At 57.7% G+C, this 21,866-nt stretch carries 22 protein-coding genes and 1 other RNA gene; 4 read left to right on the forward strand and 19 right to left on the reverse strand.

What is annotated here, in order from left to right; genetic code table 11:
- From N2M06_RS14115 to rsmI, 14 genes are all read right to left on the reverse strand, one after another.
- Positions 1–918, reverse strand: coding sequence for a D-alanine--D-alanine ligase (locus N2M06_RS14115; RefSeq protein ID WP_346351086.1), 918 nt, complete (start codon positions 916–918; stop codon positions 1–3).
- Complete coding sequence (gene murC / locus N2M06_RS14120) at positions 915–2,375, reverse strand: UDP-N-acetylmuramate--L-alanine ligase (protein ID WP_346351087.1); 1,461 nt, start codon at positions 2,373–2,375, stop codon at positions 915–917. The genes N2M06_RS14115 and murC overlap by 4 nt, the downstream gene beginning before the upstream one ends.
- A gap of 13 nt (positions 2,376–2,388) precedes the next feature.
- The gene (gene murG / locus N2M06_RS14125; protein ID WP_346351088.1) at positions 2,389–3,456 is read right to left on the reverse strand and encodes an undecaprenyldiphospho-muramoylpentapeptide beta-N-acetylglucosaminyltransferase; all 1,068 of its coding nucleotides are present in this window, start codon (positions 3,454–3,456) and stop codon (positions 2,389–2,391) included.
- Complete coding sequence (ftsW, locus tag N2M06_RS14130) at positions 3,453–4,628, reverse strand: cell division protein FtsW (protein WP_019935011.1); 1,176 nt, start codon at positions 4,626–4,628, stop codon at positions 3,453–3,455. The genes murG and ftsW overlap by 4 nt, the downstream gene beginning before the upstream one ends.
- Positions 4,625–5,923 (reverse strand): UDP-N-acetylmuramoyl-L-alanine--D-glutamate ligase, encoded by a 1,299-nt coding sequence (gene murD / locus N2M06_RS14135; RefSeq protein WP_346351089.1) that lies wholly within the window; start codon positions 5,921–5,923, stop codon positions 4,625–4,627. The genes ftsW and murD overlap by 4 nt, the downstream gene beginning before the upstream one ends.
- 4 nt (positions 5,924–5,927) lie before the next feature.
- Positions 5,928–7,010 carry a phospho-N-acetylmuramoyl-pentapeptide-transferase gene (gene mraY / locus N2M06_RS14140; RefSeq protein ID WP_317075706.1) on the reverse strand — a complete coding sequence of 361 codons (1,083 nt, stop codon included), beginning with the start codon at positions 7,008–7,010 and terminating at the stop codon, positions 5,928–5,930.
- Positions 7,004–8,344: a UDP-N-acetylmuramoyl-tripeptide--D-alanyl-D-alanine ligase gene (murF, locus tag N2M06_RS14145; RefSeq protein ID WP_317075707.1), complete on the reverse strand. Its 1,341-nt coding sequence runs from the start codon at positions 8,342–8,344 to the stop codon at positions 7,004–7,006. The genes mraY and murF overlap by 7 nt, the downstream gene beginning before the upstream one ends.
- On the reverse strand, positions 8,341–9,813 hold the full coding sequence (gene murE / locus N2M06_RS14150) for a UDP-N-acetylmuramoyl-L-alanyl-D-glutamate--2,6-diaminopimelate ligase (protein ID WP_317075708.1): 1,473 nt from the start codon (positions 9,811–9,813) through the stop codon (positions 8,341–8,343). The genes murF and murE overlap by 4 nt, the downstream gene beginning before the upstream one ends.
- Positions 9,797–11,512, reverse strand: coding sequence for a penicillin-binding transpeptidase domain-containing protein (locus tag N2M06_RS14155; RefSeq protein WP_346352190.1), 1,716 nt, complete (start codon positions 11,510–11,512; stop codon positions 9,797–9,799). Before N2M06_RS14155 ends, murE begins: the two co-directional genes overlap by 17 nt.
- A 29-nt stretch (positions 11,513–11,541) precedes the next feature.
- A complete protein-coding gene (ftsL, locus tag N2M06_RS14160; protein WP_019935017.1) occupies positions 11,542–11,853 on the reverse strand; it encodes a cell division protein FtsL in 312 nt (103 codons plus the stop codon).
- On the reverse strand, positions 11,853–12,797 hold the full coding sequence (gene rsmH, locus N2M06_RS14165; protein ID WP_019935018.1) for a 16S rRNA (cytosine(1402)-N(4))-methyltransferase RsmH: 945 nt from the start codon (positions 12,795–12,797) through the stop codon (positions 11,853–11,855). The genes ftsL and rsmH overlap by 1 nt, the downstream gene beginning before the upstream one ends.
- 2 nt (positions 12,798–12,799) lie before the next feature.
- On the reverse strand, positions 12,800–13,258 hold the full coding sequence (mraZ, locus tag N2M06_RS14170; protein ID WP_019935019.1) for a division/cell wall cluster transcriptional repressor MraZ: 459 nt from the start codon (positions 13,256–13,258) through the stop codon (positions 12,800–12,802).
- A 203-nt stretch (positions 13,259–13,461) separates the two neighbouring features.
- Positions 13,462–13,844, reverse strand: an RNA gene (rnpB, locus tag N2M06_RS14175) — RNase P RNA component class A.
- Between the two features lie 51 nt (positions 13,845–13,895).
- On the reverse strand, positions 13,896–14,735 hold the full coding sequence (gene rsmI / locus N2M06_RS14180; RefSeq protein WP_346351090.1) for a 16S rRNA (cytidine(1402)-2'-O)-methyltransferase: 840 nt from the start codon (positions 14,733–14,735) through the stop codon (positions 13,896–13,898).
- 81 nt (positions 14,736–14,816) lie between these two features.
- Between rsmI and N2M06_RS14185 the strand changes: the two genes are divergently transcribed.
- The 4 genes from N2M06_RS14185 to dolP are packed head-to-tail and all read left to right on the forward strand — an operon-like array spanning position 14,817 to position 18,092.
- Positions 14,817–16,574, forward strand: coding sequence for a penicillin-binding protein activator (locus N2M06_RS14185; RefSeq protein WP_346351091.1), 1,758 nt, complete (start codon positions 14,817–14,819; stop codon positions 16,572–16,574).
- The gene (locus N2M06_RS14190) at positions 16,528–16,911 is read left to right on the forward strand and encodes a YraN family protein (protein WP_040614592.1); all 384 of its coding nucleotides are present in this window, start codon (positions 16,528–16,530) and stop codon (positions 16,909–16,911) included. Before N2M06_RS14185 ends, N2M06_RS14190 begins: the two co-directional genes overlap by 47 nt.
- Before the next feature lie 8 nt (positions 16,912–16,919).
- A complete protein-coding gene (locus N2M06_RS14195; protein ID WP_019935023.1) occupies positions 16,920–17,510 on the forward strand; it encodes an SIS domain-containing protein in 591 nt (196 codons plus the stop codon).
- A gap of 3 nt (positions 17,511–17,513) precedes the next feature.
- On the forward strand, positions 17,514–18,092 hold the full coding sequence (gene dolP / locus N2M06_RS14200; protein ID WP_346351092.1) for a division/outer membrane stress-associated lipid-binding lipoprotein: 579 nt from the start codon (positions 17,514–17,516) through the stop codon (positions 18,090–18,092).
- A gap of 46 nt (positions 18,093–18,138) precedes the next feature.
- Here dolP and N2M06_RS14205 read toward each other — a convergent pair whose 3' ends face one another.
- The 5 genes from N2M06_RS14205 to petA form a co-directional block, all read right to left on the reverse strand.
- Complete coding sequence (locus N2M06_RS14205; protein ID WP_346352191.1) at positions 18,139–18,567, reverse strand: ClpXP protease specificity-enhancing factor; 429 nt, start codon at positions 18,565–18,567, stop codon at positions 18,139–18,141.
- 11 nt (positions 18,568–18,578) lie between these two features.
- Positions 18,579–19,208: a stringent starvation protein SspA gene (sspA, locus tag N2M06_RS14210; protein ID WP_346351093.1), complete on the reverse strand. Its 630-nt coding sequence runs from the start codon at positions 19,206–19,208 to the stop codon at positions 18,579–18,581.
- 88 nt (positions 19,209–19,296) lie between these two features.
- Positions 19,297–20,031 carry a cytochrome c1 gene (locus N2M06_RS14215; protein ID WP_346351094.1) on the reverse strand — a complete coding sequence of 245 codons (735 nt, stop codon included), beginning with the start codon at positions 20,029–20,031 and terminating at the stop codon, positions 19,297–19,299.
- On the reverse strand, positions 20,028–21,245 hold the full coding sequence (locus tag N2M06_RS14220) for a cytochrome bc complex cytochrome b subunit (protein ID WP_019935028.1): 1,218 nt from the start codon (positions 21,243–21,245) through the stop codon (positions 20,028–20,030). The genes N2M06_RS14215 and N2M06_RS14220 overlap by 4 nt, the downstream gene beginning before the upstream one ends.
- Before the next feature lie 4 nt (positions 21,246–21,249).
- Complete coding sequence (petA, locus tag N2M06_RS14225) at positions 21,250–21,840, reverse strand: ubiquinol-cytochrome c reductase iron-sulfur subunit (protein WP_019935029.1); 591 nt, start codon at positions 21,838–21,840, stop codon at positions 21,250–21,252.
- Positions 21,841–21,866 lie beyond the last annotated feature (26 nt).

Raw genomic sequence — 21,866 nt, forward strand, 5'->3', positions numbered from 1 at the left:
TCAGCGGGCCATATCCAGCACGCGCACCACCAGCTGGTCAAAATCGAGGCCGGCCACCCGGGCCGCCTTGGGCACCAGGCTGGTTTCGGTCATGCCCGGCACCGTATTCACTTCCAGCAGCCACCACTGGCCGGCACGGTCACGCATCAAGTCCACTCTGCCCCAGCCGGTGGCGGCTACGCCGTCAAAGGCACGCAGGCACAGTTCGCCCAGCTCGGTTTCTTCCTGCTCACTCAGGCCGCAGGGACACAGATATTCGGTATCACCCGACTGGTATTTGGCCGCATAGTCATAAAAAGTGTGCGGCGTGCGCAGGCGAATGGCCGGCAGCGCTTGCTCACCGAGAACGCTGACGGTGTATTCGTCGCCGTCGATAAAGCGCTCAAGCAGCACCTCGTCATCAAATTCAAAGGCGGCAGTAATGGCAGCGGCCAGCTCGGACGCATTCTCCGCACGGGCCATGCCGATGCTGGACCCTTCATGAGATGGCTTGACGAACACAGGGCCGCCAAAGCGATGGATCAACGCATCGGCATCGGCGGCCTGATACTGCCCCTTACGCACAATTTCAAAGTCGGCGGTGGGCAGCCCCATGGCTCGCCACACCTGCTTGGTGCGGATCTTGTCCATGGCCAGCGCCGCACCCAGCACCCGGGAGCCGGTATAGGGAAGCCCCAAGTGCTCCAGCGCCCCCTGCAGGGTGCCGTCTTCCCCGCCACGGCCGTGCACCACAATAAAAGCGCGGTCAAAGCCGTCTTGCTTCAGTTGTGCCAGCGGATAGTCTTTGGTGTCGATGCCATGGGCATTCACCCCGGCCCGCTGCAGACCGGTAAGCACGGCAGCACCGGAGCGCAATGACACTTCCCGCTCGGCGGAGCATCCGCCAAACAGCACTGCCACCTTGCCGAATTGTTTCATGACTGCTCTCCTTGCTGTTTCATGGCTTCCGCCGAGAGTTCAAACCCGCCCAGCTTGCGCGCAAGCGCGCCTACATTGCCGGCTCCCTGAGTCAGCACGATATCACCATCCTGCATCAGCTCCGCCAGCACGCCCGGCACTTCATCGGGAGTCGCCACATACACCGGCTCCTGGCCCCGGCTGCGAATGCTGCGGCACAGAGCACGGCTGTCGGCACCGGGAATCGGTGCTTCGCCGGCACTGTACACCTCCAGCAGGATCAGCACATCGCTTTTTGACAGCACATCGACAAAATCTTCATACAGATCCCTTGTACGGGTATAGCGGTGCGGCTGGTAAATGGTCACCAACCGGCGCTCGGGCCAGCCGGCGCGCACTGCATTTTGGGTGGCGCGCACCTCGCTGGGGTGATGGCCGTAGTCGTCCACCAGCTTGACCTTGCCCCGGCCGGTGTCGAACTCGCCGTATTGCTGAAAGCGCCGGCCCACTCCCTCAAATTTTTTCAGCGCCGCCAGTATGGCCGCGTCTTCAATGCCGTCTTCGCAGGCCACGGCAATGGCCGCCGCCGCATTCTGGGCATTGTGCCGGCCCGGCAGGTTGAGCTGTACCTCCAGGCAGGTACCATCGGGGCGACATACACGAAAGCGGCTGTGATCCGCCTGCTGGTGAAAGTCTTCTACCCGGTAGTCGGCCTCGGGATGAAAGCCGTAGGTCACAAACTGACGACCAATGCGCGGCAGCAGGCCCTTGACCACCTCATCGTCGATGCACAGCACCGCCAGACCGTAGAACGGCAGGTTATGCAGAAACTCGACAAAGGTGCCTTCCAGCTTGCTGAAATCACCGCCATAGGTATCCATATGATCCGCTTCAATATTGGTAACGATGGATACCATGGGCTGCAGATGCAAAAAAGACGCGTCACTTTCGTCTGCTTCCGCAATCAGATAACGGCTGGAACCCAGCCGGGCATTACAGCCGGCACCGTTAAGCAGGCCGCCAATAACAAAGGTCGGATCCTGGCCGGCTTCGCCGTAAATGCTGGCAATCAGGCTGGTGGTGGTGGTTTTACCGTGAGTACCGGCCACCGCCACGCCGTGACGAAAACGCATCAGCTCTGCCAGCATCTCGGCCCGGCGTACCACCGGAATGCGCAGATCCCGCGCCGCCAGCAGCTCGGGGTTGTCGGCATTAATGGCGGTGGACACCACCACCACGCTGGCACCCGCCACCTGCTGAGCATCGTGGCCCAGAAAAATGGTGGCACCCATGGCCTGCAGCCGGTCGGTCACCGGATTGTAGGCGATGTCGGATCCGGTAATGGCATAGCCCTCGTTGGCCAGTACCTCGGCAATACCGCCCATACCGGCACCACCGATGCCGATAAAGTGAATGCGTCTGACCCGTCTCATCTCGGGGATCATGCTTCTCAGTTTTGCCAGTTCAACCTTGGTCATGCCTGTCTCTCGTTTATTGGGTCAGGGTGCGCAGGCACTGTGCCACCTGCGCCGCCGCATCGGTAATTGCCAGTTGCCGGGCTTTACCGGCCATCTGCTGCAGCTGTTCACGGTTACCGGCCAGCTGCTCCAGCTGTTGTGCCAGTGCCGCCGGCGTCAGGCTGGCCTGCGGCATCAGCAGGGCCGCGCCTTCGTTCACCAGCGCTTGCGCATTTTTGGTCTGATGATCATCCACCGCATGAGGCAGCGGCACAAAAATGGCACCCAGGCCCGCAGCCGCCACTTCCGATACCGTTAAGGCACCGGCCCGGCACACCACCAGATCGGCCTCGCCATAGGCGGCAGCCATGTCGGTAATAAAGTCGCTCACCTCGGCCTGCACACCCTGCGCCTGATAGGCAGCACCTACCGCCTCACTGTTGCCCTTGCCGCACTGGTGGCGCACCACCACCGGCGCATGCACTTGTGCCAGCGCTTCGGGCAGGGTGTCGTTAAGCACTTTGGCCCCCAGGCTGCCGCCTACTACCAGCAGCCGCAGCGGCTGCGGCTCAGGGCCGATGCGTTCGGCGGGAGCCGGCAGCGCCACCACATCGGGCCGCACCGGGTTGCCCACCACCTCGCCTTGGTCAAAGGCACCGGGAAAGGCCATTAATACTTTGCTGGCTATACGCGCCAGCAGGCGGTTGGTCATGCCGGCGGCGGCGTTCTGCTCGTGCAGCACCAGCGGAATGCCCGCCATTCTGGCCGCCACACCGCCGGGCCCGGCAGCAAAGCCGCCCATGCCCAGCACCACATCGGGCTGTGTTGCTTTTAAAATTCTGCGCGCCTGTCGTACCGCATTGGCGATTTTAAAGGGGGCCGCCAGCAGCCGCCTGATGCCATTACCGCGTACCCCGGAAATACTGATGGTATGCAGCGGATAACCGTGCTCCGGCACCAGCCGGGCCTCCATGCGATCCGCCGTGCCCAGCCAGTGAATGGTCCAGCCTTCACTGTGCAGCAGATCCGCCACCGCCAGCCCGGGGAACACATGGCCGCCAGTGCCGCCAGCCATCACCAGCAGCGTTTTGTTGTTGTTCATAGCGCCTCCCGCTGTCTGGCCTGCATATTGTCGCGACGCCATTCAAAATCGATGCGCACCAGAATGGCCACGGCGGCACTCATCACCAGCAGACTGGAGCCGCCATAGCTCACCAGTGGCAGGGTCAGGCCTTTGGTGGGCAGCATGCCCGAGGCCGCGCCCACATTCACTACGGTCTGAAAGCTGAACCAGATGCCGATGCCCATGGCCAGATAGCCTTCGTACTGGCGTCCGCCCATCAGTACCTTCTGGCCGATACGCAGCGCCTTGAACGCCAGCCAGCACTGCAGCAGTAGTACCAGCAATACACCGGTAAAGCCCAGCTCTTCGCCCAGAATGGCAAACACAAAGTCGGTATGGGCTTCGGGAAGATATTCCAGCTTCTGAATGGAGTTGCCCAGGCCTTCACCAAACCAGCCGCCCCGGCCAAACGCCATCAGCGACTGAGTAAGCTGGTAGCCGCTGCCAAAGGGATCATCCCAAGGATTCAGAAACGAAGTCACCCGTTTAACCCGGTAAGGTGCCATGGCAATCAGCCCAGCTACCAGTGCCATACCCAGCAGCACCAGGCTGATAAACTGGCCCATGCGGGCACCGGCAATAAACAGCATGCCCAGCGTAGTCACAAACAACACCACCACTGAGCCCAGATCCGGCTGCATCAGCAACAGGAAGGACAGCATGCTCATTACCGCCAGCGGCTTGAGAAAGCCTTTCCAGTGGCTGCGCACTTCGTCCTGCTTGCGTACCAGAAAACCGGCCAGAAAGGTAAACAGTGCCAGCTTGGCAATTTCTGCCGGCTGCACGTTGAACAGCCCCAGCGCCAGCCATCGCTTACTGCCGTTTATCTCCCGGCCTACCACCAGTACCAGCATCAGCATGATCAGCGCCAGGATCAGAAAGCTGGCATTGTATTGCTGCCAGCGGGCCATGGGGATCTGCAGCACCAGGGCACTCAGAAACAGACAAACCAGCAAAAAGATACCGTGACGTTTTACAAAGAAAAAAGCGTCATCGCCCACGGCGATGCCTTCAGCAATGGAGGCCGACGACACCATGACCAGCCCAATGGCCATCAGCGCCAGCGATAAAATAACCAGCTGACGATCATAGATATGCCCCTGAGACGGCCGCAGCAGCCAGTCCATGCTGAAAGCAGGCAGCAGCTTCATAGCGCCTCCACCAGCGACACAAAATGATCGCCCCGGGCCGGATAGTTAGGGTACATATCCAGACTGGCACAGGCCGGTGCCAGCAGCACCCAGTCGCCGGCGGCGGCCTGTCCGGCGCACCAGGCCACGGCTTCATTCATGCTGGCCACGGCGTGCGTATTGGCACCAAGCGCCAGCAACTGCTCCTTGTCCTGCCCCAGGCAGGCCATGCCGGCAATGCGGGTCTTCAGCAGCGGTACCAGCGGAGAAAAGTCCTGCCCCTTGCCCTGACCACCGGCAATCAGCCAGAGCCGGCCGTTTATATCACCGGCAATGCCGTCGATGGCCGCCAGAGTGGCTCCCACATTGGTGGCCTTGGAGTCGTTAATCCAGCGTACGCCATTTTTTTCAGCCACAAACTGGCAGCGATGGGCCAGGCCGGTAAAACGGCGCAGCACCGCCAGCTGAGCGATGCGGGAAATACCGGCTTTATCTGCCAGGGCCATGGCAGCCAGGGCATTGAGCTGGTTGTGAGCACCGACAATGCGCAGCTCGCGCACTGCCAGTACCGGCTCGCCGTGCACACTGAGCCACAGTTCGCCATTCTGTTCCAGGCGGCCATAGTCCTGCCCGTTCAGGCCAAAGCTGAGCGCTTTGCTCCCCTTTGGCGGATATGTCTCGCTGTCTTCCCGGTTATAAACGCACAGACCTGCCCCCTGATAAATGCCGAGCTTGGTATCCCGGTAATGTGCCAGCGAGTCGTAACGATCCAGATGATCTTCACTGATATTCAGCACGGTAGCCGCCAGTGCCTTCAGCCCCGGCGTGGTTTCCAGCTGAAAGCTGGACAGCTCCAGCACCGCCAGCGCCAGTGGCTGCTCCAGCAGCGCCAGTGCCGGCGTGCCGATATTACCGCCCACGCCCACGGCCAGCCCGGCTTCAGCCGCCATCTCACCCACCAGGGTAGTGACGGTGCTTTTGCCGTTGGAGCCGGTAATGGCAATCACTGGAGCTGTACATTCACGCAGAAACAGCTCCACATCCCCGATAATTTCTACCCCGGCGGCGGCCGCCTGCTGTAGCTCAGGAGTAGCCAGCGGCACACCCGGGCTGACGATAATCAAGTCGGCACCACAGAGCACTTCAGGGTTCAGGCCGCCAAAGTAACATTCCAGACCTGCCGGCAGCTGTTCGGCACCCGGCGGCGCTGTGCGGGTATCCATCACCACAGGGCGCACGCCCTTGCGCACGCAGTGGTGCACACAGGAAAGCCCCGTTTGCCCCAGTCCGATAATCACAGTGCGTGCAGGAGTCATGATGTTATCTCAGCTTCAGAGTGGCCAGGCCGGTAAGCACCAGCATCAGGGTAATGATCCAGAAACGGACAATCACACGAGGCTCGGGCCAGCCTTTCAGTTCATAGTGATGATGGATGGGTGCCATGCGAAAAATTCGCTGGCCCCGCAGCTTGTAGGAACCCACCTGCAGGATCACCGACAGGGTCTCGATAACAAAGATGCCGCCCATGATTACCAGCAAAAATTCCTGGCGTACCAGCACCGCAATCACGCCCAGGGTGGCACCCAGTGCCAGCGAGCCTACATCGCCCATAAATACCTGAGCGGGAAAGGTGTTAAACCATAAAAAACCGAGACCGGCACCGACAATGGCAGTGCACACCACGGTCAGCTCGCCGGCATTGGCCACATAGGGAATATGCAGATATTCAGCAAAGTTGACGTTACCGGTGGCCCAGGCCACCAGGGCAAAGCCCGCTGCCACCATTACAGTGGGCATAATCGCCAGGCCGTCCAGCCCGTCAGTCAGGTTGACCGCATTGCTGGAGCCGACGATCACGAAGTAACTGAGGATCACAAAAAACAGACCAAGCTGAGGCATGACGTCCTTGAAAAACGGAACAACCAGCTGGGTCTGAGCCGGATCCTTGGCTATCCAGTACACAAAAATGGCCGCTGTCAGCGCTGCCGCCGACTGCCAGAAATACTTCCAGCGGGCGATCAGACCGTCGGTGTTTTTGCGTACCACCTTGCGGTAGTCATCCACAAAGCCGATGGCACCAAAGGCAATCAGTACAAACAGCACCACCCATACATAGGGGTTGGACAACCGTGCCCACAGCAGCACAGAGACAGAAATGGCGATCAGTATCATCAGGCCACCCATGGTAGGGGTACCCGCCTTGCTGAAATGAGACTCAGGACCATCGTTGCGTACTACCTGGCCGATTTGAAGCTTCTGCAGCCGGAGGATCAGCCTTGGTCCAATCCATAAAGACACCATCAGGCCGGTCAGAATGGAGACGATGGCCCTGAAGGTCAGATAAGAAAAAACGTTAAAAAAGCTGAAATGGGGAGTCAGCCATTCCGCCAGCCAGACTAGCATAGCTCTCCCTCCTGAATGGCCTGGACCAGCTGTTCCATCCGCGCGCTGCGTGCACCCTTAACCAAAACGACCACCTTGTTGTGTGCTGCCAGCGCTGCTTTCAGCACTGGCCACAATTGTTGTTTATTCTCGAAATGACGGCCATTGGCCGCCGTTGCCGTATGGTGGCTGTCCCGGCCAGCGGTCAGTACCTCATCAATACCCAGCTTGCGGGCATGCTCACCCACTTTGCTGTGCATTTCGCGGCTGTAATCACCCAGCTCGGCCATATCACCAAACACAAAAATGCGGTAACCCGGCAGGCTGGCCAGGGTATCAAGCCCTGCCAGCACCGACGCTACGCTGGCATTATAGGTATCATCCAGCACCGTCAGACCGGGTCGCGTCCACACCTGTAAACGACCTTTGGCCTGTCCGAAGGCGGCAAGTCCGGTCGCAATGTCGGCCAGACTGGCACCCAGCTGCTCAGTACCGGCGGCAGCGGCCAGGGCATTGGCCACATTGTGTTTGCCGGGCACCGGCAGCTGTACTTCAATTTCGCCCTGGGGCGTCAGCAGCCGAAAGTGAGCACAGCCAGCAGCATTCAGGCTGATATTACGGGCCTGATAGTCCCGGCGCTCACCAAAATAAATCAGTTCCACCTGTTGTTTCCACAGGTTACAGAACGGACTGTCACCGTTGGCAATGGCCACACCGCCGGGCACCAGACCGCTGTAGATTTCACCTTTGGCCTGAGCGATGCCTTCCAGCGAGCCGAAGCCCTCCAGGTGAGACGCCTCCACATTGTTGATCAGGGCCGCATGGGGTTTCGTCAGCGAGCTGGTCCAGGCGATTTCACCGATATGATTGGCACCCAGCTCAATCACGGCGTAGTCAGTGCTGTCGGTCAGCTCGCACAGGGTCAGTGGCACACCAATCTCGTTATTGAGGTTACCCCTGGTGGCCAGCACTTCCCCCTTCTGGCGCAGTATGCTGGCGGCCATTTCTTTGACCGTGGTTTTGCCACAGCTGCCGGTAATGGCCAGCACTTTGGCATGGCTGGCATCACGTACCAGACCACCCAGAACGCCCAGCGCGAGCCGGGTATCGGCCACTCTGATCTGGGGCACATCCAGATCCTGCCAGCGCTCCACCAACAGCGCAGCGGCACCCTGCTTCACTGCCTGAACAGTAAAATCATGGGCATCAAAGCGCTCGCCGGACAGGGCCACAAACAGACAGCCATCACTCATGGGCTGCCGGCTGTCGGTGGATACTGCCAGAATGTTCTTATCGGTGCCGCGCAACTCACCGCCGGATGCCTCAGCCAGCCGGCTCAGTGAAAGTGTAATCACAATGTCACTCCCAGCAGCGCCACCACAGTTTCCCGGTCGCTGTAATGCATGATCTCTGTACCCACAATCTGATAATCCTCATGGCCCTTGCCGGCCACCAAAATAATATCCTGCTCGTCCGCGTGTTCTATGGCGTATGCAATGGCATCACGCCGGCCATGGATTACCTGCGCTACCGCCGGATTGCTGAGCCCGGCCTGCATGTCGGCAATAATGGCTGCCGGCGACTCAGTACGGGGATTATCATCAGTAAGGATAACCACATCGGCACCTTGTTCCGCTGCTGCCGCCATCAAGGCCCGCTTGCCCTTGTCCCGATCGCCGCCGCAGCCGGTCAGACACCAGAGCCGGCCCTTGCAATGCTGCTGCAGCGCCTGCAATACCTGCTCAATCGCATCGGGTGTATGGGCATAATCCACCACCAGCAGGGGTTTACCCGGCGCAGTAAACGGCTCCATCCGCCCGGCCACGCCCGTCAGTTTGGACGCGGTTGCCAGCAGCTTTTCAAAGGACTCGCCCATCACCAGCAGTGCTCCCATCGCCGCCAGCAGGTTGGCCACATTAAAACGGCCGATCAGGGGGGCGGATAATACACCATTCCCCCAGTCGGAGTTAATGGTCACTTTCACTCCGTCACCATAAAAGTGAACGGTTTCCGCCACCAGCTGACGCCCCCTGAAATCTGCTACCCGCCCGTGCAGACTGTAAGCCACTGCATCGGGGTAATGGCCCAGCCAGCGCCGGCCAAATACGTCATCGGCGTTAATCACCCGCCCTTTGGTACACAGCTCAAAAAGGCTCCGTTTGACTTCACTGTATTCCGCCATGGTGCCGTGATAATCCAGATGATCCCGGCTCAGATTGGTAAACACCGCCACGTCAAAATCAAGCGCAGCCACGCGATGCTGGTGTAAACCATGAGACGACACCTCCATCGCCACTCTGCGTGCACCAGCGCCAAGCATACGCGCCAGCTGCTGCTGCACCTCCAGCGCTGACCCTGTGGTATTGACCGCCGGCTCAAGTTGGCCGCACAGCCCATTACCCAGGGTTCCCATGACACCGCTGGTAGTACCAAGCAGCTGACCCCAGTGCGCAATCAGCTGAGAAACCGTACTTTTGCCGTTTGTGCCGGTCACACCGGCCAGCTGCAGCTGCCGGGCAGGCTCACCATAAAAAGCGCCCGCCAGCAGCGACAATTTGGCCGGCAGGTCAAACACGCCCAACAAACGGTGGTCCCGGCTGTTCAGGCCGGCTTCTTCCTGAGTGTCGGTCTGATAAATTACCGCTGCCGCACCCTGCTCCAGCGCCTGCTCGATAAAACGACGACCATCGGCATGATGGCCTTTAACAGCAATAAACAGACAGCCGGCAGACACAGCCCGGCTGTCGAGGGTCATTCTGTTTATGGCAATGGCCGGGGCCGCATGCCCCAGCGCGCTTGCCAGCTCTCTAAGAGTGAGGGACAACACTTGCCTCCTGTCCTGCCAGCTGGAATTGTTCTTCGGTGGCGGCATCGGGACGAATATTCAGCAGCTGCAGGGCACCGCTCATCACCTCGGCAAAGACGGGTGCCGCCGCCAGACCGCCGTAATATTGATCGCCCTGAGGTTCATTGATCACCACCACCATGGCCAGACGAGGGTTACTCAATGGTGCCACACCAGCAAACAGCCCCATATAATCACTGCCATAACCACCGGCAACGGCCTTGCGCGAGGTACCGGTCTTGCCGCCCACCCGATAACCGGGAATAGCCGCACGAGTGGCGGTACCACCGGGATTAACCACACTTTCCAGCATTTGTAATACCGCATCGGCATGCTGGCGGGGAATGACCTGCTCGCCGGTGGGCGGCTGGTTACGTTTCACAATGGAAAGCGGATAACGCACACCGCCGTTAGCCAGAATGGCGTAAGCCTGAGCCAGCTGCAGCGGGGTTACCGTCACGCCATATCCAAAAGAAAGGGTCGCCTGCTCTATTTCGGACCAGCGCCGGCGTTGAGGAACCATGCCAGTGCTTTCACCCACCAGCCCCATGCCTGAGTCGATACCCAGGCCAAAGCGGTACAGAGTATCAAGCAGCTGCGCCGGCGTTTCCTGCATGGCCATCCGTACCATGCCCATATTGGAAGAGCGTTTAAGCACGGTTTCCACACTGATACTGCCGAGGTTCCGGGTATCTGAGACCCGTTTTCCGCCCAGCCGCATCCAGCCGGGGCTAGTGTCTACCATGCTGTTGGCATTGACCACACCATTTTCCAGAGCACTGACCACTATCATCGGCTTGAGAGTTGAACCGGGTTCATAGGTGTCGGTTACGGCGCGGTTACGGGCACGAAAACTCTGATACTGACTACGGTTATTTGGGTTGAAAGAAGGTGCGTTCACCATGGCGATGACTTCACCGGATTTTACATCAAGCATCACCAGTGAGGCCGAAGTGGCTCTGTGATATTCAAAGGCCCGTTTGAGAGAACGGTAAGCCAGTGCCTGCACCCGCTGATCGATGCTCAGTTCAATGTGATTGGCTTCACGGGCAGCCGATACCACACCCAGATCTTCAATCACCCGGCCCAGACGGTCCTTGCGCACTTTGCGCTCACCGGGCAGCGCGGTCAGCCAGTCATTAAAGCCCCGCTCTATCCCTTCGATACCAGAGCCGTCTATATTGGTCATGCCTACCAGGTGGGCGTTGATTTCACCGGTAGGATAAAAGCGGCGTTCCTCCGGGCGCAGGTGCACACCAGGCAGGCGCAGCTTGCGAATATATTCGGCTACTGCCGGCGTGACCTGTCGCTGCAGATAAACAAAACGGCGTTTGGGATCCTGTACTCGCTTCAGCAGAGTATCGTGTGGCACACCCAGCACTTCTGCCAGTGCCTGCCAGGCCTGTTGTTTATCCAGACTGTGCTCGGCATGGATCTGCTTGGGATCCGCCCAGACCGCCTGCACCGGCACAGAAACGGCCAGCTCTTCGCCATTACGATCCATGATCATGCCACGGGAGGTATTACTGACTACAGTGGAACGCAGCGAGCGCAGATCGCCTTCGAGACGTAGCCGATCCGGCGAAATTACCTGGATCCATGCAGCCCGGGCAAACAGGGCCACAAAGGCCAGTAAAATGACGCCGCAGGTAAAGTAAAACCGGCCACGGGCCATCATGGGTTCTTTTTTCTGCTTCTTGCGCCAGCTCATGGTTGCCTCACCAGTTTCTCCTTGCTTGGCTCGGGTCGTTTCATATTCAGTTTTTCCCGGGCCAGTGCTTCAATCCGGCTGTGCTCCATCAGAGTATTTTGCTCCAGCAGCAGATTACGCCATTCAATATCCAGCTTGTCCTGCTCCGCCATCAGCTGATTATATTCACTGGTTTTCTGCCGCGTACTGTGAGTCACCACTATCACTGACATCGCCGAGATAACGGTAATAATGGCCAGCAGCAGCAGCCATTTGTATCGCCACAGATCCCGTCCCACTTCCCGGGTCAGGTTAATGCGGCTGTCCATCAGGCTTCTCTGTCCAGTCGTTCAGCGACTCGCAGCACTGAGCTGCGGGCTCTGGGGTTGGCAGCCACTTCTTCAGCTGAAGGTTTCTGTGCCTTGCCCACACTTTTGAGCGTGCGGCCACCGGCCAGCTGAGCCTCGGTTAATGGCAGTCCGGGAGGCACTTCAGGTCCTTTTTCCTGCTTACGAATAAAATGTTTGACCAGCCGGTCTTCCAGAGAATGAAAACTGATCACCGACAAACGACCGCCGGTTGCCAGCACACGCAAGGCACCATTGAGCGCCTGGTCAATTTCATCCAGCTCGCTGTTAATGTAGATGCGAATGGCCTGAAAACTGCGGGTGGCGGCGTGCTTGTTCTTTTCCTTACTGGGGTTCACCCGGGCGATCATCTCTGCCAGCTGACGGGTACGGGTCCAGGGCGTGGTCTGGCGATCAAGCACGATGGCCCGGGCAATTTTGCGGGCATGACGCTCTTCACCAAAGGTTTTCAGCACCCAGGCAATGTCGTCTGCATCGGCATGGTTGAGCCAGTCGGCGGCACTCTGGCCGCTGGTTGGATCCATGCGCATATCCAGAGGACCGTCTTTCTGAAAGCTGAAACCGCGCTCGGCTTCATCCAGCTGCGGCGAAGACACACCAAGATCGAGCAGAACGCCGTCAATCTTGCCGGTCAGTCCCGCGGCTTCCATCATGTCGGCCAGACGGGAGAAAGGGCCATGAAGAATAGTAAAGCGGGGATCATCAATTTGTTCAGCCACGGCAATAGCGGCCGGATCCCGGTCAATGGCCAGTAACCGGCCATTCGGGCCGAGTTTTGACAAAATATGGCGCGAGTGACCGCCCCGGCCAAAGGTGCCATCCACATAAATGCCGTCAGGGCGAATATTGAGGCCGGCCACTGCTTCATCCAGCAGTACGGTAATGTGTGCCTGTTGTTCACTCATTGTTATAGCGAAAAGTCCCGCAATCGTTCCGATGACTCCCACCCCTCATGATCAAGAGCTAGTAAATCATCGTTAATTTGTTGTTGCCAGCGAAGCTCACTCCAGATTTCAAAGCGATTGAGCTGTCCCACCAGCATGATTTTTTTCTCAAGCCCGGCATGCAGCCGCAGCGGTGCCGGAACCAGAAAGCGTCCGTTTCCGTCCAGCTCACATTCGGTGGCATGGCCCAACAGCAATCGCTGCAGACGCCGCTCTGTTGGCTGTGTGCTCGACAGGCTGCGCAGCTTGTGCTCTATCAGCTCCCATTCGCCAAGCGGATAGAGCAGCAGACAGGGGTGACTGATGTCGATGGTACAAACCAATAAGCCGTCGCATTGTTCACGCAACGGCTCACGATATCGGGTTGGTATGGCCAGCCGCCCTTTACTGTCAAGGCTGATGGCATGGGCACCACGCAACATTCAGAGTCCCTGTTATTGGCTTTGTTCCACAAAGATCCACTTTTTCCCACCGCAACAAGTGTAAGGAGGCAATACCGGCATTTCAAGCAAGGAAATAGCCATCAGAAGAAAAGGTGGTTACTGAATAAAGGATAAAAAGCTGGCGCAAGCGGCCGGGAATAATAAAACAGCGCAACTCGAAGAGTTGCGCTGTTTTAAGGAAGATAATGAGCTGGCCTGTAAGCCGGGTTCTGTATCGGGCAAGCCCGATTGACAATCATTCCTCTAGGCCGGCAATCGCTCGCCGGCTCCAGCAACCTACCCGCCTCCAGCGCGGGCCGCGCCTGTAGGAGGCCTATTTGGTCTTGCTCCGGGTGGAGTTTACCGTGCCACGGACTGTTGCCAGCCGCGCGGTGCGCTCTTACCGCACCCTTTCACCCTTACCTGTGCCCGAAGGCCATCGGCGGTCTGCTCTCTGCTGCACTGGTCGTGGGCTCACGCCCCCCAGGCGTTACCTGGCACCCTGCCCTGTGGAGCCCGGACTTTCCTCCCCCTCGCCCGTCTGCTAAAAGCACAACGACGAAGCAGCGATTGTCCGGCCAGCTCAGTGCGCAGTGTAACCCAGCCACGCCTGTGGTGCCAGAGTAAATCCGCATCGTTACAAGCCTGCTTCAAGCCCGTGCTTATACAATGCATTTTTTTTCAGCCCATAAATATCGGCAGTCAGCGCAGCGGCTTTTTTCAGCCCCAGATCGGCACTCAGCAAGGCCAGGGTTTTCTGCGCCGGCAGCGGCAAAGCGTCAGCATCAGCCTTGTGTCCGGCTACCATCAGCACAATTTCACCCCGGCAGCGGTTACTGTCTTCCTTAAGCCATGCCAGCATGTCGCCTGCCGGCAGGCCGTGAATGGTTTCAAAGGCTTTGGTCAGCTCCCGGGCCACCACCAGCCGGCGGGCTTCCCCCATCACCTCAACCAGAGCCGTCACCGTATCCAGCAAACGCCGGGGCGACTCATAAAACACCATGGTTCTGGGTTCATCCTTCAGGCTTTCCAGCTTGTCGCGACGGGCCTTGTCTTTTGCGGGCAAAAAGCCTTCGAACACAAAGCGATCCGTAGGCAGCCCCGCTGCCGACAAGGCAGTCACTGCCGCACAGGGACCGGGCAGCGCCACTACCTGAATACCCGCCTCACGACACCGGTTGACCAGATGATAACCGGGATCGCTGATAAGCGGTGTACCCGCATCGGACACCAGCGCTATGCTTTTCCCTTCCAGCAGCCGGGTAACCAGCTGCTCCGCCTTGTGCTGCTCGTTGTGGTCATGCAAGGCCCAGGTCGGTGTGCCAATCTGATAATAAGATAATAATTTCCCGGTGTGGCGAGTGTCTTCGCAGGCAATGACATCTACCTGTTTCAGAGTATCCAGAGCGCGCTGGCTGACATCAGCCAGGTTACCGATAGGGGTAGGCACAATATATAAGGCAGCTTGGCTCATCATGACTCCTGTGCAAGCAATTGTTTCACCGTGCCGGCCCGATTACACTTAGGACCAGAATGACTCAGCATGGGAAATAAGGGATTGGCAACTCAACTTCAGCGCATCAGTGTAACACGACTGCTGTTTACTCTGGTGCTTTCAACCATACTCACCGCCTGTGGCAGTGGGTTTCTGCAGCCTGCCGTTACGCCGGAACCGGCACCAGACATGTTCAGCCCACTGGTGCGTCCGGCAGATCAATACCGGGTTCAGGCTGATATCGCCACCGGTGACAATGCTTTTGCCTGGCAGGTGCTTACCATTCGCTCTTTGTTACAACAAGGCAGCCAGCAGGAAGCCGAAGCCAGATTGCAGGCGTTGCGCGCCACGGCAAGCCTGTCTCAGCAACCCGTGGTACAGCTGCTTGCTGCTGCCTCCCGGCTGACTCAAAACCAGCCAGCCGAAACCTTGTCACTGCTTGATAATATCGATACAGGGTCATTGTCATCTTCCGGTCAGGCCTACTGGTGGCTGCTCAAGGCCAACGGCCATGAGCAGCAGCGTCAGCCGGTACAGGCTGCCCTGGCGCTGATTGCCCGGAATGAACTGCTGTCGGGCCCTGAGCAACGCCGGGACATTGATCGTATTTATCAATTACTCAGTGCTCAATCTCCCTCCGTACTGCGCAGCGCTCAGAGCGATAACCTTTCGGCCACAGCCAACGGCTGGCTGCGCCTGCTGGCGATTCTGAACAGTCAGGACATTCCCGCCGAGCAAAAAAACTGGCAGCTGCTGTCATGGGAGCGCAGCTATGCAGGGCACCCGGCCCGGGTTTATCTGCCGCTGGTTCAGGGCAATGCCCAGGCACCGTCCTTTGATGCCAGTCATATAGCGGTATTACTGCCGCTGTCGGGCCGGCTGGCGGAGCAAGGCGATGCCATTCGTAACGGCATTCTCAGTGCCGGACAAGGACAGTCGGTGCGGGTCAGCTTTTTTGATACCCAGAGTCAGGACATGGCTGCCTTGTATCAGCAAGTCATGCAGTCTGGTGCCGATATGGTCCTGGGTCCCCTGTTGAAGGACAAGGTAGATACCTTGCTCAAACTGGACCCGGCCTTGCCGGTATTGGCGCTGAATCAGCCCGCCTATCAACCCGAGCTGGCCACGTTCTATTATTTCTCGCTGTCACCCGAAGGAGAAGCCACTGACGCAGCACGGCGCATGTGGCAAGAAGGACATCAGCAACCACTGGTGTTTGCCCCCGATAATGAACTGGGCCGGCGAGTTGCTGCCGAGTTTAACCGCCAGTGGCAAACAGTAAGTGGTCAGCCGGCTGCCGTTTCCTACTTCAACAACCAGGCCAGCATTGAAAAGGACATACGCCGGGCTTTGCGCAACCATGCTGCCGACTCGGTATTTATGCCCACCAATGCCGCCGAAACCCGCTTTATTCTTCCCTATTTTGATTTTGTGCGGGACAGTCGTGCCACACGCCTGCCGACCTATGTCATTTCACGCAGTTATATTCCTGCCGGTGAAGCCCCCATGGGCGAACTGGCCGGACTGCGGCTGGCAGATATGCCCTGGATGTTTGATGGTGCACCTCAGCTGAAAGAAGAGATTCTCGGCTTGTGGCCGAGTGCTGGCAGCGCCTGGCTGCGACTGTTTGCTCTTGGCTATGACGCCCGGGCAATTATTCCCCAGCTGCCGGCGTTGCGTCGTGGTGCGCCCGGAGTACCGGGCCTGACCGGCGAGCTGACAGTATCACCGGAAGGCGTAGTACAGCGGCACCTGCTATGGAGGGAGTACGACAATGGCAACTGGATACCGATCGGGGCAAACGCCGAACTTCAGGAATAAACGACAATACGGCGCGCTGTATGAGCGCCGTGCCGAAGACTACCTTCGCGCTCAGGGACTGACGCCGGTACAACGCAACTATCAGTGCAAACCGGGTGAGATCGATCTTGTGATGCGCCAGGGCGACACCCTGGTGTTTGTGGAAGTTCGCTTTCGGCAACGGGAAGACTTTGGTGGCGCAGCCATGTCAGTTACCTATGGCAAGCAACAAAAGTTACGCCGTGCAGCATTGTGTTATTTACAAATGAAAGGGCTGAATGAAGCCCATCAGTCCTGTCGTTTCGATCTGGTGGCCATTGACGGTGATCAGGTTAACTGGATACAAAACGCCTTTTGAGGAATCTCATGCAGGAAGAAATCAAAGCCAGCTTTACTGAAAGCATTCAGACCAAAATTGCCGCCGCCGAGGCGCTGCCCGACGATATTCTGGCGGCGGCTCAGATGATGGTCATGTGCCTGCTCAACGGTAACAAACTGCTGGTATGCGGGAATGGCGGCTCCAACGCACTGGCCCAGCTGTTTGTCAGCGAGCTTATCAACCGCTATGAAACAGAACGCCCGGCGCTGCCGGCCATGTGTCTGACCCTGGATACCAGCAGCATCAGCGCCATTGCAGTGGACCATCACTTTGACGATGCCTATGCCCGCCAGATCCGAGCATTTGGTCAAAGCGGCGATGTGCTGGTCGTTATCTCTACCAGCGGTCACAGCCGCAACCTGATCAAGGCCGCCGAGGCGGCGCTCAGCCGGGACATGACCATCGTCGCCCTGAGCGGCGGCGACGGCGGCGAACTGGCAGGCCTGCTTGGCCCCAATGATGTGGAAATCAGGGTTCCGGCACTGCGGGCACCGCGCATTCACGAGGTAAACCTGCTCACCCTGCACTGTCTGTGCGACCTGATTGACCGCACGCTTTTCCCCAGCCAGGAGGACTGATTAATGAACAAGACACTGATGGTGATACTGAGCTCACTCACCTTGCTGCAGGGCTGCGCCGGACTGGTGGCCGCAGGCGGTGCAACCGGTGCCAACATGATCACCGACAGGCGCACCATAGGTACGCAAATCAGCGATCAAACCATTGAGATGCGTGCCCTTCACCGGCTGGGAGAAGAACAGCCCATGTGGGACCAGAGCCGTTTTGCCGCCATTGCCACTAACGGAAAAGTATTACTGATTGGTCAGACTCCCAGCGAGGAATACCGCACCCGGGCCGAGCAAATAGTGGCTGACGTGCCCGGTGTTAAGGAAGTTTTTAATGAAATACGCACCGGTCAGCCTGTTTCTCTCAGCCAGCAAAGCAAGGACACCTGGCTTACCTCAAAAGTGAAAAGCACACTGCTGGCAGAAAAAAATCTTGACGGCACCAAGCTCAAGGTCGTGACTGAAAATACCGAAGTATTTCTGATCGGTCTGGTAACCCGCAAGGAAGCGGATATCGCCGTGCAGCTGAGCCGTAACGTGGCTGGCGTATCCCGGGTGGTCACCGCGTTTGAATATATACAGCCGGCTCCTTAAGCCGGCAAAACGCGCAAACAAAAACGCAGCCTTGCGGCTGCGTTTTTTATTTAATGACTTTGAGGTTTGGTCTGCCTTTTTTAGGCGCAGGCGAAGACGGCTCAGACTCTGTTACGGACTCAGGCAATGTTTCTTCGCTGGCTGCTTCCAGCCAGGCCTCATAAGCCGGCTCCGGCGGAAAGAAAGTGCCGGCACCGTTTTCACGGGCCTGAATGGCCACCACTGCCGCCATCGGAATATACACCTGCAGCGGCTGGCCGCCAAAACGGGCATTGAAGCTGACCGTTTCATTGTCCATCTGCAGACCGAGCACAGCGCTGGGAGAAATATTCAGCACTATCTGACCGTCATTCACATACTGGCGCGGTACTTCGGTATGAGGTACTTCAGCATTAACCAGCAGATGCGGCGTCAGATCGTTGTCCAGCAACCAGTCATAAAACGCCCGCAGCACATAAGGACGGCTTGGGGTCATTTCATCCATGGTCACACCTTGCTGCTCAGATCACGCTCGGTTTCAGTCAGTGAGGCCTGAAAGGAATCCCGCTCAAACAGACGTACCATATACGCCTTGATTTCCTTAGCGCCACGGCCGGACAGCTCTATACCCAGAGACGGCAGACGCCACAGCAGCGGCCCCATATAGCAGTCAACCAGGCTGAACTCTTCACTCATAAAATAAGGATATTCGGCAAACACAGGCGCAATGGACAGCAGTGCTTCACGCAGCTCTTTACGGGCTTCATCCGCCTTGTCACCACGCTGAATGCGCTCAGCCAGCGTGTACCAGTCCTGCTCAATCCGATGCATCATCAGCCGGCTGTTACCTCTGGCCACCGGATAAACCGGCATCAGGGGCGGATGAGGAAAGCGCTCATCCAGGTATTCCATAATGATATGAGATTGATAAAGCACCAGCTCACGATCCACCAGGGTGGGCAGAGTACCGTAAGGGTTCAGTTCCAGCATATCTTCGGGCAGGCTGTCAGGCTCTACCTGGCTGATTTCCACACTGACGCCTTTTTCTGCCAGCACAATACGTACCTGATGGCTGTAGATATCATCAGCACCGGAAAACAGCGTCATGATGGAACGTTTATTGGCCGCAACTGCCATTGAATCCTCCAGAAATCAAAAATGGGAACGGCAATGGAAGCATTATACCCCCATTGCCGCTCACCTGCTCAGCTCAGTCGACGTCGGCTCAGTGCACGTCGCGCCAGTATTCTTTCTTCAGCAGATAGGCAATGATGAAGAAGATAACCAGAAAGCCCAGCACCCAATAACCCATGCGCTGGCGCTCCAGTTTAACCGGCTCACCGGAATAGACCAGGAAGTTAACAATATCCAGTACTGCCTGATCATATTCAGCCGGGGTCAGCTCACCATTACCATCAGCCTGAATACCCACCGGAGTGACCACTTCAACACCGTCAACCATGCGGGTTTCGGTTTTCAGATGGGCACTGCCCTGCAGCGGTTCCAGTACGTGAGGCATGCCCACGGACGGGAACACCAGGTTATTCACACCGAACGGACGGCTGTCATCCTTGTAGAAAGAGCGCAGATAGGTATACAGCCAGTCGGCACCACGCACCCGGGCCACCAGGGTCAGATCCGGCGGTGCGGCGCCAAACCAGTTAGCGGCATCCGCTTCAGGAATGGCGTTTTCCATCAGATCCCCGATGGCAACACCGGTGAAGTTCAGGTTGGCCTGCATTACGTCTTCCGGAATACCCAGATCTTCGGCAACACGGTTATAACGCTGATACTGAGTGCTGTGACAGCCTGAGCAGTAGTTCATAAACAGCTTGGCACCGTTTTGCAGCGAGGCCTTGTCACTCAGATCGTAATCCGCCTCATCGAGGTGAACCTTTCCGCCGGCGGCAAAGGTCAGGGCCGGCAACAGTGCAAATAATGCAACAACTATCCTTTTCATTTGAACGTTACCCTCTCTGGCAGCGGCTTGGTTTTTTCGTTTTTGCTGTAGAAGAACAACAGCACGAAGAAGGCAAAATAGCCGAACGACGTAATCTGTGCCAGCAGCGTCAGTACCGGCGTAGACGGCAGCGCGCCCAGAATACCCAGAATAATAAAGCAGATCACAAACTGAACGATGTTCAGCAGGTGCAGCTTGCTGCGATAGCGGAAGGAGCGCACCTTGCAGCGATCCAGCCAGGGCAGCACAAACAGTACGGCAATGGACAGACCCATCAGAATAACGCCCATCAGCTTGTCGGGAACCGCACGCAGAATGGCGTAGAAGGGAGTGAAGTACCATACCGGCGCAATATGCTCAGGGGTCTTCAGGCCATTGGCTGCTTCAAAGTTCGGCGCTTCCAGGAAGTAGCCGCCACCTTCAGGCATAAAGAAGATCACGAACGCAAAGAAGAACAGGAAACCGGCCACACCCACAATGTCTTTTACGGTGTAGTAGGGGTGGAAGGGAATGGCGTCTTTTGGCCAGCCGTTCTCATCCTTGTTTTTCTTGATATCGATACCGTCCGGGTTGTTGGATCCCACTTCGTGCAGCGCAACGATGTGCAGGAACACCAGGATCACCAGCACCAGCGGCAGCGCAATCACGTGCAGCGCAAAGAAGCGGGTCAGAGTTGCACCGGAGATAACATAGTCACCCCGAATCCACAGGGTCAGATCGTCACCAATAACCGGAATGGCCCCGAACAGCGAGATAATTACCTGCGCACCCCAGAACGACATCTGGCCCCAGGGCAGCAGATAACCCATAAAGGCTTCCGCCATCAGTACCAGGAAGATCAGCATGCCGAACAGCCACAGCAGTTCGCGCGGCTTCTGGTAAGAGCCGTAGATCAGACCACGGAACATGTGCAGATAAACCACCACAAAGAAGGCGGACGCACCGGTACTGTGCATGTAACGCAGCAGCCAGCCGTACTCTACATCACGCATTATGTATTCGATGGAGGCAAAGGCACCTTCACCGGACGGGTTGTAATTCATGGTCAGCCAGATACCGGTGAGGATCTGGTTTACCAGTACCAGCATGGCCAGTGAGCCAAAGAAGTACCAGAAGTTAAAGTTTTTGGGCGCGGGATACTGACCTACATGCTTGTTGTAGGTCGCTGTCATCGGAATGCGCTCGTCGATCCAGCTTACGAGTTTACCCAGCATGGTGTTAGGCTCCTTCCTTGTCTTCACCCACCAGTATGGTGGCGTCGTTGACATAGTAATAAGGGGGAATGACCAGGTTCAGCGGAGCCGGAACTCCCTGGAACACACGGCCAGCCATATCAAACTTGGAACCATGACAAGGGCAGAAAAAGCCGGCGCTCACACCCTGTACCTGCTCGCCAAAGCTGTCAGGCAGATAGGTGGGCGAACAGCCCAGGTGAGTACACAGACCCACGGCCACAAATACTTCCGGCTTGATAGAACGGTATTCGTTCTGGGCATATTCCGGCTGTTGCGGCTGCTCGGACGCAGGATCCCGCAGCTGGTTATTATGCTTGGGCAGACCGTCCAGAATCTCCTGGTTACGGCGAACCACCCAAACCGGCTTGCCACGCCACTCAACCCGAATCAACTGACCGGGCTCCATTTTGCTGATGTCGACTTCTACCGGCGCGCCGGCGGCTTTTGCCTTGGCGCTGGGGTTCCACGATGCGATGAAAGGCACAGCGGCAAAAGCAGCTCCGACCCCACCCACGACTGTGGTTGACCAGGTCAGAAATCTGCGGCGACCGGTATCAACTGGCGCATTGCTCATCCAAAAACTCTCCCATTTGGTCTCCG

This window comes from Oceanimonas sp. AH20CE76 (genome assembly GCF_039654065.1).
GTDB classification, from domain to species: Bacteria; Pseudomonadota; Gammaproteobacteria; order Enterobacterales; family Aeromonadaceae; genus Oceanimonas; species Oceanimonas smirnovii.

Excerpts from the sequence above, each read along its gene's own strand:
- N2M06_RS14115 (WP_346351086.1), bottom strand. The coding sequence starts at position 918 with ATGAAACAATTCGGCAAGGTGGCAGTGCTGTTTGGCGGATGCTCCGCC.
- murC (WP_346351087.1), bottom strand. The coding sequence starts at position 2,375 with ATGACCAAGGTTGAACTGGCAAAACTGAGAAGCATGATCCCCGAGATG.
- murG (WP_346351088.1), bottom strand. The coding sequence starts at position 3,456 with ATGAACAACAACAAAACGCTGCTGGTGATGGCTGGCGGCACTGGCGGC.
- ftsW (WP_019935011.1), bottom strand. The coding sequence starts at position 4,628 with ATGAAGCTGCTGCCTGCTTTCAGCATGGACTGGCTGCTGCGGCCGTCT.
- murD (WP_346351089.1), bottom strand. The coding sequence starts at position 5,923 with ATGACTCCTGCACGCACTGTGATTATCGGACTGGGGCAAACGGGGCTT.
- mraY (WP_317075706.1), bottom strand. The coding sequence starts at position 7,010 with ATGCTAGTCTGGCTGGCGGAATGGCTGACTCCCCATTTCAGCTTTTTT.
- N2M06_RS14155 (WP_346352190.1), bottom strand. The coding sequence starts at position 11,512 with ATGATGGCCCGTGGCCGGTTTTACTTTACCTGCGGCGTCATTTTACTG.
- ftsL (WP_019935017.1), bottom strand. The coding sequence starts at position 11,853 with ATGGACAGCCGCATTAACCTGACCCGGGAAGTGGGACGGGATCTGTGG.
- rsmH (WP_019935018.1), bottom strand. The coding sequence starts at position 12,797 with ATGAGTGAACAACAGGCACACATTACCGTACTGCTGGATGAAGCAGTG.
- mraZ (WP_019935019.1), bottom strand. The coding sequence starts at position 13,258 with ATGTTGCGTGGTGCCCATGCCATCAGCCTTGACAGTAAAGGGCGGCTG.
- rsmI (WP_346351090.1), bottom strand. The coding sequence starts at position 14,735 with ATGATGAGCCAAGCTGCCTTATATATTGTGCCTACCCCTATCGGTAAC.
- N2M06_RS14190 (WP_040614592.1), top strand. The coding sequence starts at position 16,528 with ATGGCAACTGGATACCGATCGGGGCAAACGCCGAACTTCAGGAATAAA.
- N2M06_RS14195 (WP_019935023.1), top strand. The coding sequence starts at position 16,920 with ATGCAGGAAGAAATCAAAGCCAGCTTTACTGAAAGCATTCAGACCAAA.
- dolP (WP_346351092.1), top strand. The coding sequence starts at position 17,514 with ATGAACAAGACACTGATGGTGATACTGAGCTCACTCACCTTGCTGCAG.
- N2M06_RS14205 (WP_346352191.1), bottom strand. The coding sequence starts at position 18,567 with ATGACCCCAAGCCGTCCTTATGTGCTGCGGGCGTTTTATGACTGGTTG.
- sspA (WP_346351093.1), bottom strand. The coding sequence starts at position 19,208 with ATGGCAGTTGCGGCCAATAAACGTTCCATCATGACGCTGTTTTCCGGT.
- N2M06_RS14215 (WP_346351094.1), bottom strand. The coding sequence starts at position 20,031 with ATGAAAAGGATAGTTGTTGCATTATTTGCACTGTTGCCGGCCCTGACC.
- N2M06_RS14220 (WP_019935028.1), bottom strand. The coding sequence starts at position 21,245 with ATGCTGGGTAAACTCGTAAGCTGGATCGACGAGCGCATTCCGATGACA.
- petA (WP_019935029.1), bottom strand. The coding sequence starts at position 21,840 with ATGAGCAATGCGCCAGTTGATACCGGTCGCCGCAGATTTCTGACCTGG.